General features: G+C 53.7%; 12 protein-coding genes, 1 tRNA gene and 1 pseudogene. 9 read left to right on the top strand and 5 right to left on the bottom strand.

Features of this window, described 5'->3' with window-relative positions; genetic code table 11:
* Window positions 1–23: 23 nt before the first annotated feature.
* Both ftsK and lrp read right to left on the bottom strand, forming a co-directional pair.
* The gene (gene ftsK / locus FHD02_RS09300) at window positions 24–4001 is read right to left on the bottom strand and encodes a DNA translocase FtsK (RefSeq protein ID WP_220393823.1); all 3978 of its coding nucleotides are present in this window, start codon (window positions 3999–4001) and stop codon (window positions 24–26) included.
* Between the two features lie 134 nt (window positions 4002–4135).
* Window positions 4136–4630, bottom strand: coding sequence for a leucine-responsive transcriptional regulator Lrp (gene lrp / locus FHD02_RS09295; protein WP_002439523.1), 495 nt, complete (start codon window positions 4628–4630; stop codon window positions 4136–4138).
* A 547-nt stretch (window positions 4631–5177) separates the two neighbouring features.
* Here lrp and trxB point away from each other — a divergent pair.
* The 6 genes and pseudogenes from trxB to infA all read left to right on the top strand — a co-directional run bounded on the left by trxB (window position 5178) and on the right by infA (window position 11002).
* Window positions 5178–6146 carry a thioredoxin-disulfide reductase gene (gene trxB / locus FHD02_RS09290; RefSeq protein WP_137359925.1) on the top strand — a complete coding sequence of 323 codons (969 nt, stop codon included), beginning with the start codon at window positions 5178–5180 and terminating at the stop codon, window positions 6144–6146.
* Between the two features lie 114 nt (window positions 6147–6260).
* A complete protein-coding gene (gene cydD / locus FHD02_RS09285; protein WP_137371314.1) occupies window positions 6261–8027 on the top strand; it encodes a cysteine/glutathione ABC transporter permease/ATP-binding protein CydD in 1767 nt (588 codons plus the stop codon).
* Window positions 8028–9749: a cysteine/glutathione ABC transporter ATP-binding protein/permease CydC gene (gene cydC / locus FHD02_RS09280; RefSeq protein WP_220393822.1), complete on the top strand. Its 1722-nt coding sequence runs from the start codon at window positions 8028–8030 to the stop codon at window positions 9747–9749.
* A 44-nt stretch (window positions 9750–9793) separates the two neighbouring features.
* Window positions 9794–10498 carry a leucyl/phenylalanyl-tRNA--protein transferase gene (aat, locus tag FHD02_RS09275; protein WP_042309498.1) on the top strand — a complete coding sequence of 235 codons (705 nt, stop codon included), beginning with the start codon at window positions 9794–9796 and terminating at the stop codon, window positions 10496–10498.
* A pseudogene (locus tag FHD02_RS09270) lies at window positions 10499–10856 on the top strand (hypothetical protein).
* A complete protein-coding gene (gene infA / locus FHD02_RS09265) occupies window positions 10784–11002 on the top strand; it encodes a translation initiation factor IF-1 (protein WP_002211347.1) in 219 nt (72 codons plus the stop codon). Before FHD02_RS09270 ends, infA begins: the two are co-directional and overlap by 73 nt.
* A 79-nt stretch (window positions 11003–11081) precedes the next feature.
* Here the strand turns inward: infA and FHD02_RS09260 are convergent, their stop codons facing one another.
* Window positions 11082–11993 carry a LysR family transcriptional regulator gene (locus tag FHD02_RS09260; RefSeq protein ID WP_137371316.1) on the bottom strand — a complete coding sequence of 304 codons (912 nt, stop codon included), beginning with the start codon at window positions 11991–11993 and terminating at the stop codon, window positions 11082–11084.
* 108 nt (window positions 11994–12101) lie between these two features.
* On the opposite strand from FHD02_RS09260, the gene FHD02_RS09255 reads away from it, so the two are divergent.
* The 3 genes from FHD02_RS09255 (at window position 12102) to FHD02_RS09245 (ending at window position 13893) form a co-directional block, all read left to right on the top strand.
* The gene (locus FHD02_RS09255) at window positions 12102–12962 is read left to right on the top strand and encodes a pirin family protein (protein WP_042309501.1); all 861 of its coding nucleotides are present in this window, start codon (window positions 12102–12104) and stop codon (window positions 12960–12962) included.
* Window positions 12963–12978: 16 nt separating this feature from the next.
* The gene (locus tag FHD02_RS09250; RefSeq protein ID WP_042309503.1) at window positions 12979–13656 is read left to right on the top strand and encodes an isochorismatase family protein; all 678 of its coding nucleotides are present in this window, start codon (window positions 12979–12981) and stop codon (window positions 13654–13656) included.
* A 149-nt stretch (window positions 13657–13805) separates the two neighbouring features.
* Window positions 13806–13893: transfer RNA gene (locus tag FHD02_RS09245), tRNA-Ser, on the top strand.
* 142 nt (window positions 13894–14035) lie between these two features.
* Here the strand turns inward: FHD02_RS09245 and rlmC are convergent.
* Window positions 14036–15163, bottom strand: a complete 1128-nt coding sequence (gene rlmC, locus FHD02_RS09240; RefSeq protein WP_137361312.1) for a 23S rRNA (uracil(747)-C(5))-methyltransferase RlmC — start codon at window positions 15161–15163, stop codon at window positions 14036–14038.
* Between the two features lie 41 nt (window positions 15164–15204).
* Window positions 15205–15693, bottom strand: a complete 489-nt coding sequence (locus FHD02_RS09235) for a YbjO family protein (protein WP_137350973.1) — start codon at window positions 15691–15693, stop codon at window positions 15205–15207.
* Window positions 15694–15699 lie beyond the last annotated feature (6 nt).

The raw sequence follows: 15699 nt of genomic DNA, 5'->3' as shown, positions 1-15699 counted from the left end.
TACTGAATTACTTAACTTTGCAATCAATCGAAGGGCGGCGGAGCCAACACTTCACGATTACCATTATGCCCTTGCTCACTGACAATTCCCTGCGCTTCCATCTGTTCGATGATGCGTGCCGCTCGGTTGTAGCCGATACGGAATTGTCGTTGAACACCAGAGATGGAAGCTTTGCGTTTTTGGGTAACAAAGTTCACCGCCTGATCGAACAATGGATCTAACTCTTCGCCACCATCAAAGCCTCCAGCACCACCTTCGCTTTCGCTATCAGAGGTAATACCGTCAACATATTGCGGACGCCCGCGCGCTTTCCAGTCCTGAACCACCGCGTGAACTTCTTCATCACGAACAAAGGCGCCGTGTACACGCACAGGAATCGTCGAGTTCGGTGCCGAATAGAGCATGTCGCCCATACCCAACAGCGATTCCGCGCCGCCTTGGTCAAGAATAGTACGTGAGTCAATTTTGCTGGACACGGTAAAGGCAATACGCGTCGGGATGTTCGCTTTAATCAGACCGGTAATGACGTCAACGGATGGTCGCTGGGTTGCCAGCACCAGGTGGATCCCCGCCGCACGCGCTTTTTGCGCCAGACGAGCAATCAGTTCTTCCACCTTTTTGCCAACGGTCATCATCAGGTCGGCGAATTCATCCACCAGCACCACGATATACGGCAGTTTTTCCAGCACCGGATGCTGAACATCCATGCTGTCGCCTGGCTTCCAGTATGGGTCCGGAATCGGACGTCCCATACGGGCTGCTTCAGCGATTTTCTCGTTATAACCGGCAAGGTTACGTACGCCAAGCGCCGACATCAGCTTGTAGCGACGTTCCATTTCATTGACGCTCCAGCGCAGCGCGTTGGCAGCATCTTTCATGTCGGTCACAACTTCAGTCAACAGATGCGGAATGCCTTCATAAACCGACAGCTCCAGCATTTTCGGGTCAATCATGATAAAGCGAACGTCTTCTGGCTGCGCTTTGTACAGCATGCTGAGGATCATGGCGTTCACCCCAACCGACTTACCGGAACCAGTAGTCCCTGCCACCAACAGGTGCGGCATTTTCGCCAGATCGGCAACAACCGGTTCGCCCGCAATATCTTTACCCAATACCACAGTCAACGGAGACGAGTTATCACGGAATTTCGCGTTATCTAACACTTCGCGCAGATAAACGGTTTGCCGTTTTTTGTTCGGTAATTCCAGACCGACATACGGTTTGCCAGGAATAACCTCGACCACGCGAACCGCAGCAGTTGACAACGAACGCGCCAGATCTCGCGACAGGTTGGAAATGCGCGCGGCTTTAACCCCTGGCGCCAGGTTTAGCTCAAAGCGGGTGATAACCGGGCCAGGAGAGTAGTTCACTACATCGGCTTTAATACGGAAGTCCGCCAGACGCGCTTCTACCAGACGCGCCATTTGTTCAAGTGCAAAAGTATCAATCGGCTCAACTTCACTCGGCGGCGGCGTGAGCAGATCTAACGATGGCAGCGGCGTACTCGGACGCTGAACCGGACGACTGTCGCCGTTACGCATCAACAGTGGATGGATCAGGCTATCCTGCGGCGGCGGTGTAACAGGCTGTGCCGGCTGCTGATAATGCTGCTGCGGCGCGACAGGCTGTGCCGGTTGCTGATAATGCTGCGGTGGTGCAACTGACTGTACCGGCTGCTGGTAATGCTGCTGCGGCGCGACAGGCTGTGCCGGTTGCTGGTAATGCTGCTGCGGCGCGACAGGCTGTGCCGGCTGCTGGTAATGCTGCTGCGGTGCGACAGGTTCCTGGTACTGCGGCGCAGGCTCCGGCATCACGCCTGGCGTAAACAGCGGCTCATGCGGACCGTCATCCACCAGCGTTTTCATTGGCGAAAATTCAAAGTCATCAAGCGAGAACGGATTCGCCCCGGCAGGCTGTTCGCCGGAATAGCGCTGCTGCTGGGAAGAGGCAAACTGGCGAGCCAGTTCCGCTTCTGCGGCTGAATCATCGTCATCAGCCTGGTGGGTATCGTCCTGATACTCTTCGCCATAACGATGCTGCTGAGACTGGGCAAACTGACGTGCCAGCTCGTCCTGCTGCATTGCATCCATTTCATCGTCACTGTACGCATCTGTATCAAGCTGCTCTTCGCGAGCTTTCTCTTCAGCCATACGCTGTGAGGGCAGTTTTATGCCATATGAAGCCAGCTCACGACGAGTAGGCACACGCACACGATTCGGACGCGGTAACTGCGGGCCAATGCCTTCTTTTACCTGCGGACGCGGCGCACCGCCACCCGCAAGGCTAAAGACAGGTGCTGCGGCTGCGGCACCTGCCCCCAAAGCGGCGCTTTTCACGCCGGCAGCCATCGGCGCAACGGCAGCAACAGACTCAACGGGCGGAATGGAGGCTGCCGTCGGCATAGATGGCATAGACGGCTTAACACGCTCAGGCTCCTGAACGGGTTCTGGAATAGGCTGATACCAGGCGGCCAACTGCTCACGCTCGCGCGCTCGTTTCTCTTCGACTTCTTCAAAATAGTAGAGCGGCGGACGAGACGGTTTCGTCTCCTCAACGACTGGCTCAGGTTCCACCACGGAAGGTTGTTCAACCACAGGTTGCTGGAACGCAGAAGGCTGTTGGAAGTCTGGCTCCTGCTGATAGACAGGTTGCGGCACAGGCTCCGGGTGATAAACAGGTTCCGACTGCCAGTTTTGCTGCGCAGTGAATTCCTGCGGCTGCGGCGCGACGGATTGCGCATATACCGGCTCAGGCGTCTGTGGCGCGTAATATTCCGGCTGTGGATTTTCCTGTGCAACCGGCTGTTGCCATGGCTCATACGGCTGCTGCACCGCAGGCTGAGCATATTCGGCTGGCTGCGGATAACCTTCAGGCGCTGGCGCAATAACCGCCTCACCGGCTTGCGGGCCAGGCGCGGATTGCCAGGCAACGGCTGGCGTCGACTGTTCCATAACGGTGCTGGTAACTGGCGACGTTTGCAACAGCGGGTCGACCGGCGCGCTCCAGGCCTGAGATGCCGTTGTGGCTGCTGCTGCGGCGGCTACTGGCTCTGTCACCGAATGACCGTTCAGCAGTGGATCGAGTTCGTCGTATTCAGGCAATGTTGCCCGATTACCAGAGAACAGCACATCGTTCGGATCGGCGGCCACGCCACGGGCGCTGTATTCGATGTCGTCTTCATCATCCATGCGTTTGCCGGAGAACAGCGCAGCATCAGTATGACGGCCCAGCGGATTGGTAAATTTCTCAGCCAGGCGTTTACGGCGCGCTAACGCACCGCGCAGAATTCGAGCCCGACGCGATTCGTTTGGTTTGCCATCAGCGGCGTCGACAAACTCTTCTTCATCTTCATATTCTTCGTCATCGACCCAGGTATCGTCGCGGCGGGTACGGTTGCTGGCAAATGTCAGGATATTAAGTAACCAGCCGCCCAGTTTTTCAGCAATGCTCACCCATGACCAGCCGGTAAACAGCGTTAATCCCGCAGCCCAGATGCACAAAAGCGTAAGTGTACCGCCACTACTATGCAGTAATGGCTGTAGCGTAGTGCTGAGCAGGCTGCCAATCACCCCGCCAGAGGCGAAATACCAGATGTCATCAGCGTTAATGGCGGCCAGCCCGCAAGAAGTGAGAATCAGCGCCAGAACGCCAATAATGCGCAGTGAAACGGCAAAATAATCGACGTATTCGTCGCTGGCCTGATGTCGCCAGGCAAACCAGCAGCCGCCGACAATAATGACCGGAATGGTGTAGGCCATGACGCCAAAAATAAAGAACAGCGTGTCCGCCAGCCATGCACCGGGAATGCCTCCCAGGTTATGGATAGGTTCATGCCACGCGGTTTGCGACCAACTGGGATCCGAAGGGTTAAAGCTGAGTAAGGCAGCCATCAACCAGACGGCAAAAAGGGCAATAAGGATCAGTAGCGCTTCCAGAAGTCGGCGCCCGCTGCTTAACTTCGTCAATGTGACGTCTTTGTCTTCAGTGTATTCCTGGCTCAAAAACGGCTCTCCAGGTTTCAGGCTTTTCCTGCCCGATGCTAAAACGGACAACAGCACCGGGTTGCCCCGGCACTGTTGCTGTATGGATTAACAGGAGTGTAATCAAACTGCGTCGATTTTGCACCTGTTCCGTGTTAGCGCGTCTTAATTACCAGACGATTGCTCTGTTTGACTTCTTCCATTACTACATAAGTACGTGTGTCATTTACGCCAGGCAGACGCAGCAGGGTTTCCCCCAGCAGCTTACGGTATGCTGACATATCCGGTACGCGTGTTTTCAGCAAATAGTCGAAATCACCGGAAACCAAATGACACTCTTGAATTTCTTCAAGTTTTTGTACTGCAGAGTTAAATTGTTCAAACACATCCGGGGCGCCACGATTCAGAGTTATCTCAACAAAAACCAGAAGTGATGCATCCAGATAATGTGGGTTTAACAGCGCTGTATAGCCCTGAATGAAACCCTGTCTTTCCAACCGACGCACACGCTCAAGGCAGGGCGTTGGTGAAAGTCCCACACGTTTAGAAAGCTCGACGTTAGAAATACGCCCATCCTTTTGCAGCTCATTAAGAATGTTACGATCGATACGGTCGAGATCTTTGCCAGGGCGCTTCTTACTATCTACCATTATTATTGTCTCTCTGTATTCCTTCCCTACTCCTGCCTGACTCTACTAACATCACTGTTCAGAGTCGCTCCCCATCAAAATAAACCGCAACCCAGAGGGATTTACGGCTCGCAATGTCTGGGTTTATGGTGAGAAGACCGTTGCCTGTCGGCGGCTATCGACATCACGAATGGCATCTGTCCACACCATGCGTAGATTTCGCTAACACGGTAAACATGGTATCTACATGCATGATTATGCAGCACATACATGACACAGTTTTTTTCTTCCTTGAATGTTTTCGCAAAACAGCAGGGGATTGTCAAAGCAAAACATCGATTTTTAGTACAACATGCCAGTTATTCAGTCGCGGTGATGGAAATTCGTCATTTTATCACCTTATAACTGACCGATTTTAAGTAGAAATCGTTATAGTGTTACGACTAAATCTGCCGTTCATCGGTTTCCGCTATTACACATATTGTTAACAAAATCGCCATACTCTTTTTTTACGCCTGTAAATTCCCTACAATCCTGCTCATTGCCTGCCAACAACTATGGGGATCTCATGGGCGCAACCAAACACAGTAAACTTCTTATTCTGGGCTCAGGCCCTGCGGGATATACCGCTGCGGTCTACGCTGCACGCGCTAACCTGCAACCGGTACTGATTACCGGTATGGAAAAAGGTGGTCAGCTGACCACAACAACAGAAGTGGAAAACTGGCCTGGCGATCCGCACGATCTTACTGGCCCGCTGCTGATGGAACGTATGCACGAACATGCATCCAAATTTGAGACAGAAATCATTTTTGATCACATCAGCAAAGTTGATTTGCAAAACCGCCCTTTCCGTCTGACCGGCGACAGCGGTGAATACACCTGCGACGCATTGATCATCGCCACCGGCGCGTCAGCACGTTACCTGGGCTTACCTTCAGAGGAAGCATTTAAAGGCCGCGGCGTTTCCGCTTGTGCCACCTGCGACGGTTTCTTCTACCGTAACCAAAAAGTTGCGGTGATCGGCGGCGGTAATACCGCTGTTGAAGAAGCGTTGTATCTGGCGAATATCGCGTCTGAAGTACATTTGATTCACCGTCGCGACAGCTTCCGTGCTGAGAAAATTCTTATCAAGCGTTTGATGGATAAAGTGGAAAACGGCAACATCGTGCTGCATACGCACCGTACGCTGGAAGAAGTGACTGGCGATCAAATGGGCGTAACCGGATTGCGCCTGCGCGATACGCAAAATGCTGACAACGTCGAATCACTAGACGTTGCGGGATTGTTTGTCGCCATCGGTCACAGCCCGAATACCGCCATTTTCGACGGTCAGCTCGAACTGGAAAACGGCTACATTAAAGTTCAGTCCGGTATTCACGGCAATGCGACGCAAACCAGCATTCCAGGCGTCTTCGCAGCCGGTGACGTGATGGACCATATTTATCGCCAGGCGATCACTTCTGCGGGCACGGGTTGTATGGCTGCGCTTGACGCAGAACGTTATCTCGACGGTCTGGCAGACGCTTGCAAATAAGTTTTACAAATCAGTAACAAAAGTAAAAAAGGCGACTATAAGTCGCCTTTATTTTTGCCTCGTTGTAACATTGTCCTGCCCAAAAATTCCAATAACTCACCTGCTAAGCGTGCAATGAATAAAACCCGTCAAAAAGAGCTGACCCGCTGGTTAAAACAGCAAAGTGTAATTTCCCAACGGTGGCTGAATATTTCACGCCTGCTGGGATTCGTGAGCGGCCTGTTAATTGTCGCTCAGGCCTGGCTCATGGCCCGAATTCTGGACCATATGATCATGGGCAACATCCCCCGAGAGGCGCTGCTGCTCCCTTTCATCGTGCTGATTTTGGTTTTCATCCTGCGCGCATGGGTTGTCTGGTTACGCGAACGCGTCGGGTTTCACGCCGGGCAACATATTCGCTTTGAGATTCGTCGCCAGGTTCTGGATCGCCTGCAACAGGCGGGTCCGGCCTGGATACAGGGTAAACCAGCCGGGAGCTGGGCTACGCTGATCCTCGAGCAGATTGACGATATGCATGATTACTATGCGCGTTATTTGCCGCAAATGGCGCTGGCCGTATGCGTTCCCCTGTTGATTGTGGCGGCCGTATTTCCGTCAAACTGGGTAGCCGCGCTTATTCTGCTCGGAACCGCCCCGCTGATCCCGTTGTTTATGGCGATGGTCGGTATGGGCGCAGCCGACGCTAACCGCCGCAACTTTCAGGCGCTTGCCCGCCTCAGCGGTCATTTCCTCGATCGCCTTCGGGGTATGGAAACGCTGAGAATATTTGGTCGCGGTGAAGCCGAAACAGAAAGTATTCGCGCAGCATCACAGGATTTCCGCCAGCGCACCATGGAAGTCCTGCGCCTGGCATTCCTGTCATCTGGCGTCCTTGAGTTCTTTACGTCGCTGTCTATTGCGCTGGTTGCGGTTTACTTCGGTTTTTCCTACCTCGGCGAGCTCGACTTCGGTCACTACGGCATGGGCGTCACGCTGGCGTCTGGTTTCCTGGCGCTCATTCTGGCACCGGAGTTTTTCCAACCCCTGCGCGATCTTGGGACGTTTTATCACGCCAAAGCACAAGCCGTTGGAGCTGCAGACAGTCTGAAAACCTTTATGGAAACCCCGCTGGCGCACCCTGAGCGTGGTGAGATTGAGCTGGCGACGAAAGATGCCGTTTCAATTGAGGCGCAAGATCTGGTCATCACCTCGCCGGAAGGCAAAGTGCTTGCGGGGCCGCTCAACTTTACCCTGGCAGCAGGTCAACGTACGGTGGTGGTGGGGCGTAGCGGCTCCGGAAAAAGTTCGCTGCTGAATGTTCTGTCCGGCTTTCTTTCTTATCAGGGGTCGCTGCGGATTAACGGTTTTGAACTACGCGACCTGTCGCCTGATTCCTGGCGCAAACAGCTGTCCTGGGTTGGGCAAAACCCGCAGCTCCCTGCCGCCACATTACGCGATAACGTACTGCTGGCACGGCCCGATGCCAGTGAAGAACAGCTTCAGGCCGCACTCGACAGTGCCTGGGTGAGCGAGTTTTTACCGCTGTTGCCGCAGGGCGTAGATACGCCAGTCGGCGATCAGGCGGCCCGACTTTCTGTTGGTCAAGCGCAGCGCGTGGCCGTGGCGCGCGCCTTACTTAATCCGTGTCAGTTGCTTCTGCTGGACGAACCCGCAGCCAGCCTTGATGCCCACAGTGAACAACGCGTGATGCAGGCATTGAACGCAGCATCGCGCCGCCAGACCACGCTGATGGTGACACACCAGCTTGAAGATCTTGCCGACTGGGACGCTATCTGGGTCATGCAGGATAGTCAGATCGTTGAACAAGGTAGCTGGGATGAACTTAGCGCTGCCAACGGTGCTTTTGCAACACTACTGGCTCATCGTCAGGAGGATATCTAAATGCGCGCTTTGCTACCCTATCTGACGCTGTACAAACGTCACAAATGGATGTTAACGCTGGGCATCGTTCTGGCGATCGTTACGCTGCTTGCAAGTATTGGCTTGCTGACGCTCTCAGGTTGGTTCCTGTCTGCTTCCGCGGTGGTGGGCGTCACCGGAATTTACAGTTTTAACTACATGCTCCCCGCCGCAGGCGTCCGTGGTGCGGCAATCACCCGAACCGCAGGCCGTTATTTCGAGCGTCTGGTCAGCCACGACGCCACGTTCCGTGTGCTGCAACATTTGCGTATTTATACCTTCAGCAAGCTGCTACCGCTCTCCCCTGCTGGCCTGTCCCGCTATGGACAAGGTGAATTACTTAACCGCGTCGTGGCTGATGTCGACACGCTTGATCACCTTTATTTACGCGTTCTGTCTCCGCTGGTGGGAGCATTTGTCGTCATCATGGTGGTCACGCTGGGACTGAGCGTTCTCGATTTCACGCTGGCGGTCACCCTCGGCGGGATTATGCTGCTGACCTTATTCATTCTGCCCCCACTCTTTTATCAGGCAGGCAAGAGTACCGGGCAAAGCCTGACGCATCTGCGCGGGCAATATCGTCAGCAGTTAACTTCCTGGCTGCAGGGCCAGGCTGAATTGACCATCTTCGGCGCCAGCGAACGCTACCGCGCTCAAATGGAAGCCACCGAATTGCAGTGGCATGAAGCGCAGCGACGTCAGTCCGAATTAACGGCACTGTCGCAGGCTATCATGCTGTTAATCGGCGCGCTGGCGGTGATTATGATGTTATGGATGGCCTCAGGCGGCGTGGGCGGCAACACTCAGCCAGGCGCGCTAATTGCGCTGTTCGTCTTCTGTGCGCTGGCTGCGTTTGAGGCATTAGCGCCTGTCACCGGCGCGTTTCAGCATCTCGGCCAGGTTATCGCCTCTGCATTACGCATCACCGAACTGACCGAACAGCAGCCAGAAGTCACCTTCCCGGATACCCAATCTCCGGTTTCTGAGCAGCTCACCCTTACCCTGCGTGAGGTTTCATTCAGCTATCCGGGGCAGACGCAAAAAGCACTCGACACCCTTTCCTTGCTGGCAAAACCCGGTGAGCACATCGCTATTTTGGGTCGCACCGGCTGCGGAAAATCAACATTGCTGCAATTGCTGACCCGCGCATGGGATCCGCAGAGTGGCGAAATCCTGATTAACGATCGACCGCTTTCAGCCCTGAATGAAGCCACGCTGCGTCAAATCATCAGCGTCGTGCCACAGCGCGTACATCTGTTCAGCGCTACGCTTCGCGATAACCTGCTGCTGGCAGCACCGCACGCCAGCGATGAAGCATTATCCGCGATCCTGTGCCACGTCGGGCTGGACAAACTGCTTGATGGCGATGGACTCAATGCCTGGTTGGGTGAAGGTGGTCGTCAGCTTTCTGGCGGCGAACTCCGTCGTCTGGCTATCGCCCGCGCCTTGTTGCACGATGCTCCGCTGATGCTGCTGGACGAGCCTACCGAAGGGCTTGATGCCACAACGGAAAGCCAAATGCTTGAATTAATTGGCGATGTGATGCAGGACAAAACCGTCCTGATGGTCACACATCGTCTGCGCGGATTGTCGCGTTTTGATCAAATAATAGTGATGGACAACGGACAAATTATTGAGCAAGGTAATCACGCAGATCTGTTAGCCAGGCAGGGGCGTTATTACCAGTTTAAGCAACGTCTGTAAGCTATTATTGAACGATCAAACTCGCGTAGTGGAGTTTCGCTGTCATGCGCCTGGTGCAACTGTCCCGCCATTCTATAGCCTTCCCATCACCGGAAGGCGCTCTACGCGAGCCTAACGGTCTACTGGCGCTGGGTGGCGATCTTAGCCCTGCCCGCCTGTTGATGGCCTACCAGCGCGGTATTTTCCCGTGGTTTTCTCCCGGCGACCCTATTCTGTGGTGGTCACCCGATCCGCGCGCCATTCTTTGGCCTGAGAACTTTCACCTCAGTCGCAGCATGAAACGCTTTCATAAAAATTCGCCTTATCGTGTGACGCTCAACTACGCGTTCGGTCAGGTGATTGAAGGCTGTGCGAACGATCGGGAAGAAGGTACCTGGATCACACACGATGTCGTGGACGCTTACCATCGTCTGCACGAACTGGGACATGCGCATTCAATTGAAGTATGGCGACAAAATGAATTAGTCGGCGGCATGTACGGCGTGGCGCAAGGTACGCTGTTTTGTGGCGAATCAATGTTCAGTCGTCAGGAAAATGCGTCCAAGACTGCACTACTTGTTTTTTGCACGGAATTTATCCGTCAGGGCGGAAAATTAATCGACTGCCAGGTATTAAATAGCCACACAGCATCCCTGGGCGCCATCGAAACCCCGCGGCGGGAGTACCTTGAGCAGCTGAGCATACTGCGTCAGCAGCGGCTACCGAGCCATTTCTGGATACCAAGGACGTTATTTTCGCCTCAGGGGTGAATGTTTTCGGCACATTTTTTGTCGGGGTGTTATAATTGTGCCGCAGAGTTGGTTTAGCCCATTACCCCGCCGCCGTTAAGGAACAGTTCGCGCCAGGCAACGCCTATCGTTTATCTCCTCGTTCCCTTACACGTTACGCTTTAAGTGCGGCTTTGCCGTGTGCGGTTAGAGTAATGCGCCAAACCCGATTTGCTGTGTTTTAAACGCACAAATCTTTACTTATTAAAAGAACTTCGGCATTATCTTGCCGGTTCAAATTACGGTAGTGATACCCCAGAGGATTAGATGGCCAAAGAAGACAATATTGAAATGCAGGGTACCGTTCTCGATACGTTACCTAATACCATGTTCCGCGTAGAGTTAGAAAACGGTCACGTGGTTACTGCACACATCTCCGGTAAAATGCGTAAAAACTATATCCGCATCCTGACGGGCGACAAAGTGACTGTTGAGCTGACCCCGTACGACCTGAGCAAAGGCCGCATTGTCTTCCGTAGTCGCTGATTGTTTTTAACGCCCGAATGGCGTCCAGATAATAAAAGGTCGGTTTAACCGGCCTTTTTTATAGGCTGAGGACAGGTATTTAATCCTCAAACATCCGCGCATATTCTTCTGTTAAGAAGTCCACCAATGAGCGTACTGAGGGCAGTAATCCCCGACGAGACGGAAAGACTGCGTGAATAATCTCCCGCTTAGGCTCCCAACCATCGAGCAATGCCACCAGTTCACCCGCCGCTAATTGTTCTTTCACCATCAGTTGCGGCAGTTGTACAACCCCCACACCGGCAACCGCAGCTTCACGTAACGCCAGCATATCAGTGGTGATCATACGCGGCGTGAAATGCACCTCCGCCCGTGCGCCCTGTGGGCCAAATAACTCCCAGCGATGCACATGTTTACCCGATGCCAGACTCAGCCCCGGCCAACGGGTCAATTCCGCCGGAGAGTTGACCGCGCCCATTTGTTCAATTAATCGCGGGCTGGCATATAACCGGTGTCCCCTGTCTGCAAGTACCCGCATCACCAGGTCGCTATCCTCAAATGGACGAGGTCTGACGCGAATCGCCACATCCAGGCCTTCGCCTACCACATCAACGCGGCGGTTCGTCGCCTCAAGCTGCACGGAAACATCGGGATAACGGGCCATAAATCGGGCGAGCATTGGCCCAATATGCACATGCAACAAGGTGACCGGACAAGTCAGTTTTACAACGCCGCGCGGCTCAACCTGTAAAGCCGCAATAGCATCCTGCGCCGCCTGCGCTTCCACCAGCATCGCCTTACAGTGTTCGTAAAATGTTTGTCCGACTTCAGTCACGTTAAACTGCCGGGTGGTTCGCTGAATAAGTCGAACCCCCAACCTCTCTTCAAGTTGCGCAATACGTCGGCTCAGTTTTGATTTCGGTTCATCAAGCGCACGTCCCGCCGCTGCGAATCCACCTTCCTCTACAACATGTACAAACCAGGCAAAATCATTGAGATCCGGCTTTGTCATTTTATTGTCCTATTTATGAGACAGTGAAGACCATTTTAGCGACTACTCAATTCGCTGTCATGAATATAAGCTTATTCACATCAAGACAACGCCACTGAGGAGACACAAATGAAACAAGTAACAGGCGTCTACACCGCACCTCGCCCACACTGGGTTGGCGATGGATTTCCGGTTCGCTCAATGTTCTCTTACCAGTCTCATGCAGAGCAGTTAAGTCCATTCCTGCTGCTGGATTACGCCGGTCCGCATACGTTCACACCGGGTAACGAAAAGCGCGGCGTCGGCGAACACCCTCACCGTGGTTTTGAAACGGTGACCATCGTTTACAGCGGCGAAGTTGAACACCGTGATTCAACCGGTCGCGGCGGCATTATCGGTCCCGGCGACGTGCAGTGGATGACCGCAGGTGCAGGAATATTACACGAAGAGTTCCATTCACCGGAATTTACCCGTCGGGGCGGCGAACTGGAAATGGTACAGCTGTGGGTTAACCTGCCGGCAAAAGACAAAATGGCCGCGCCGGGTTATCAGAGCATCACCAGCGATGTTATTCCCACGGTTGCTCTGCCTGATGAAACAGGAAGCGTTCGCGTTATTGCGGGTAGCTACGAGGAAACCAAAGGGCCTGCACATACCTTTTCGCCGCTGAACGTCTGGGATATGCGACTACAACGTAATCATCAGCTCACTTTGTCTCAGCCGGAAGGATGGAGCACCGCACTGGTGGTACTGAAAGGCAATATCACTGTAAACGGGACCACGCCAGCCAGCGAAGCGCAACTGGTAGTGCTAAGCCAGCAGGGGAAAACGCTGCACATTGAAGCCACCAGCGATGCCATCGTGCTGCTGCTGTCTGGCGAACCGTTGAACGAGCCGATTGTAGGTTACGGCCCGTTTGTTATGAACACGAAACAAGAAATCGCTGAAGCTGTACGCGATTTTAACTCCGGCCGTTTTGGCCAAATCTGAATCGAAGGAGAAGAATATGTCCAGTCCTGCAAACTTTAATGGCTCACGTCCGGTTATCGATGTGAATGATTCCGTCATGTTGCTTATCGATCATCAGAGTGGGCTTTTCCAGACCGTCGGCGATATGCCAATGCCTGAACTGCGTGCACGTGCCGCTGCGCTGGCTAAAATGGCGACCCTGGCGAAAATGCCGGTGATTACCACGGCATCCGTACCGCAGGGACCTAACGGCCCGTTGATCCCGGAGATCCACGCCAATGCGCCGCATGCCCAATACGTAGCGCGTAAAGGTGAAATCAACGCCTGGGATAACGAAGACTTCGTGAACGCGGTAAAAGCAACGGGTCGTAAGACATTGATTATCGCCGGTACGATCACCAGTGTCTGCATGGCTTTCCCGGCCATCAGCGCAGTGGCTGAAGGTTACAAGGTCTTCGCGGTGATTGACGCGTCCGGTACCTACAGCAAGATGGCGCAGGAAATCACCCTGGCTCGCGTGGTTCAGGCTGGTGTCGTGCCGATGGATACCGCTGCAGTCGCTTCTGAAATACAGGGGACATGGAACCGTGAAGACGCCGCTGAGTGGGCGGAAGTGTATACCAAAGTCTTCCCGGCTTATCAGTTGCTGATCGAAAGCTACAGCAAAGCCCAGGAAGTTGTGACCAACGGCGAAAAACTGGACTCTCAGCGTTAATTATATCCTCCGCGCCGGTTCGGGCGGAGGAATATGTACACTGTGTAACCAAACGAGAGTTAACACGTAAATTCTGCTTGACCGTTTTAGCGCAACTCCCTATAGTAGCGCCCCGTTGCCCCCCAAGCGGTCAGGCAGCAATACAATATGGTGAGGTGTCCGAGTGGCTGAAGGAGCACGCCTGGAAAGTGTGTATACGGCAACGTATCCGGGGTTCGAATCCCCGCCTCACCGCCATATCTTAAGAAGAGCTCGTACGCAAGTACGGGCTTTTTTTTCGCATATTGCATTTGCCGGATGCGGTGCAAGCACCTTATCCACCTTATGAATGACGAACAGCCTGTAGGCCTGATAAGCGAAGCGCCATCAGGCATAGCAGTTATTGTCGGCTGAGCAGCGTTAATACTTCATAATGTGCGGTGTGTGGGAACATATCGAAAAGCTGGACACGTTCAATGCGGTACCCTTGCAACTCGTGGATATCCTTCGCCATGGTTTGTGCATTGCAGCTTGAATAGACAATAAAACGTGGCGCCATGCGGGAAAGAAAATCGCACAGCGGTTTGCCAATCCCGCGACGCGGTGGGTTTACCAGCACCAGATCGGGGGCTTCGTCCTGGGCGGTAGCAAACTGAGTCGAATCCAGCGCCTGAAAATGCAGATTCTGCAACCCAAGCTCCTGCGCCGACTGTTTCGCACAGTTAATCGCCTCTGGCGCGATTTCAATACCTGTTAGTTTCATCTGCGACGTGGCGCAATGCAGACCAAAGCCCCCTACGCCGCAAAACAGATCCCACATATGAGTAACCGGAAGCTGACGCACCCAGTCGCGTGCGGTGGCATATAAATGCCCCGCCACCACTGGGTTGGTCTGAAAAAAGCTCTGCGGGCGTATCCACAACGGCACATCGTTAAAGCGTTCCGCCAGCGCCTGCTGTTCGGTCAGGAAGATTTCTGTCTCCCCTTCCATAATCGCCATATGCACCGGTTGAATATTAACAGTGATCACTTTTAACTGTGGCAATTGTGCCTGCAACCACGGTAGGGCTGCACGCAACTGCGCCAGTTTGGCGTCTGAACGCAGGACAAAGCGCAGCATCATACCGCCATCAAATCGGCTTTCCGTTAACAGCAGATATTTCAGCTCCCCGCGTTTACGCGCCACGTTATAGGGCGTTAACCCCGTCCGGGCGATAAACGGTTTGAGCGCGGCAAATACGGGCGCAAAAGAGGCGGGATAGAGCGGACAATCACACAAATCTTCCGGCGTACCGTCACGATGCAGCATCCCAAGCAGTGGTTTTTCCACGCTGCCGCTGACCACCATTTTGGCTTTGTTGCGAAAAGCGCGTTCCGGGCCGCTGACCGGTGCACACCATTCTCCGACCGAATAATCAGCCAGCAGATTCTGCAGATCGGCTATTTTTGAGAGGAGTTGATCGGCGACAGGCTGTGTTATCCACTGACAGGAGCGGCAGCGCTCAGCGTCATATAGTGCGCACTGCATACAAAAACCTATAAATTAACAGGGGGCCAATATTATACACGTTATTGCAAACGGAAAAACCGCCGACTGGACGCGGGAACAAACAGTAGCAGCAACACCAGCATATCCGGCAACTTTTGCATCACCAGCGTACGCAGGATCTCACGTCTGGACTCTCCCGCAATGCTGAACAGTTCCGGATAACCATAGCCCAACGAGGCCGCCCACAGATAAACGCTGGCGATAATCTGGGTCAACAGATAGACCCAACGCGCCCAGTTACGTCCTTTTACCAGCGAAAATGCGCAGTAGATTTCGATAAACAGCAGCGCCAGGCTGCCCAGAAACACCAGCGTCAAATTCCAGGTCTGCACGCTGCGATGAATAAATTCGCTGGTGCCATGCAACCCTAGCGTATTAAAAATCATCAACAGATCGAGACAGCGGATCATGATAATAGCCAGCGCCGCCACCTGCACCAACGCAGGGACGTTTAAGCGAGCATGTGATGTGGATGATTTCTTAAAAAATCCCAACGCGTCGTCTTCCATGAAAAC

Origin of the sequence: Citrobacter sp. EC_71 (assembly GCF_019584005.1) — a bacterium.
GTDB classification, from domain to species: Bacteria; Pseudomonadota; Gammaproteobacteria; order Enterobacterales; family Enterobacteriaceae; genus Citrobacter; species Citrobacter werkmanii.
Note: the sequence above shows the minus strand (reverse complement) of the source record. Positions and strands in the feature narration are given on the sequence as shown.